Origin of the sequence: Aquabacterium sp. (genome assembly GCF_030652515.1) — a bacterium.
Taxonomy (GTDB): Bacteria; Pseudomonadota; Gammaproteobacteria; order Burkholderiales; family Burkholderiaceae_C; genus Aquabacterium.
Genome location: NZ_JAUSAR010000216.1, coordinates 1 through 1,154 on the forward strand (window position 1 = coordinate 1; position 1,154 = coordinate 1,154).

The 1,154-nt window shown below is 58.5% G+C and carries 1 protein-coding gene; it reads right to left on the reverse strand.

Features of this window, described 5'->3' with window-relative positions; translation table 11 throughout:
- Positions 1-1,154: Tex-like N-terminal domain-containing protein (locus tag Q7V20_RS23430; protein WP_304796489.1), on the reverse strand; the 1,154-nt coding region annotated here is incomplete at both ends.

Consider the following 1,154-nt stretch of genomic DNA (forward strand, 5'->3'; position numbering starts at 1 on the left):
AACTCAGCCCTTGCCGTCTCTGAGGCGGAGTAGATCGAGGCGCCGCTTTCATCGACCATGGTGATAAGCGGCTCATGGGGCAGGCTCAGTTCACGGACAAAGGCCTCTGTCTCGCGGCCTGCCGTGCCGTTGCCAATGGCGATGGCCTCGATTTTGAACCTCTCACACAGTTCCATGACCAGCTGGCCGGCCTCTTGGCTCTTTTTCTCGGAGTGAGTCGGATAGAGGGTGGTGAAGTGGAGGAGCTTGCCCTGCCCATCGAGGCAGACCAGTTTGGCACCGGTTCGAAAGCCGGGATCGAGGGCCAGGACCCTTTTCTGGCCCATGGGCGGCGCCAACAGCAACTGGCGTAGATTCTCGGCAAAGACCTGGATCGCCTCGGCGTCCGCCCGTTCTTTGAGGGTGGTGCGCAGTTCGTTTTCCAGGGATGGCGCCAGCAGCCGTTTGTAACTGTCATCAATAGCCAGCGCGACCAGACGGCTGGATTCATTGCTGTTCTTTACATAGTGTTGATGCAACAGGCCCAGGGCCGCATCTTCGGGGGGGCGCAGGGAAAGGGTCAGCACTTTTTCATTTTCGCCGCGCAGCATGGCCAGAAAACGATGTCCTGGTGTTTTTGCCGCGGCCTCCTGCCAGTCGAAATAATCCCGGAATTTGATGCCGGCTTCCTTGTTCTTCTTTACAACCGAGGAGATAATCAGGGCCTGATTGGCAAAGACACGGCGCAATCGGGCCCGGGTTGCAGGATATTCGCTGATCCATTCCGCCATGATATCCCTGGTCCCGGCCAGGGCCTCGTCTGTGTTGTGCACCTCTTTGGCCGGATTGACAAAGTCTTGCGGCCGCAGCGCACGGCTGTCTTGGGCAAAGATGGCACGGGCCAGGGCTTCGAGCCCCTTTTCTTTGGCAATGCTGCTTCTGGTCCGCCGTTTGGGTCGATGGGGCAGGTAGAGATCTTCGAGCGCCGTCAGGTTGGTGGCGGCCAGGATCGATGTGTTCAGGTCCTTGCTTAACAGCTCTCGCTCGGCAAGGGAAGAGAGGATGGCCTCCCGCCGCTTATCAAGCTCGGCCAATTGTGCCAACCGATCACGAATGGCGGTAATCTGGGTTTCATCCAGTGAACCGGTGACCTCTTTCCGGTAGCGGGCAATAAA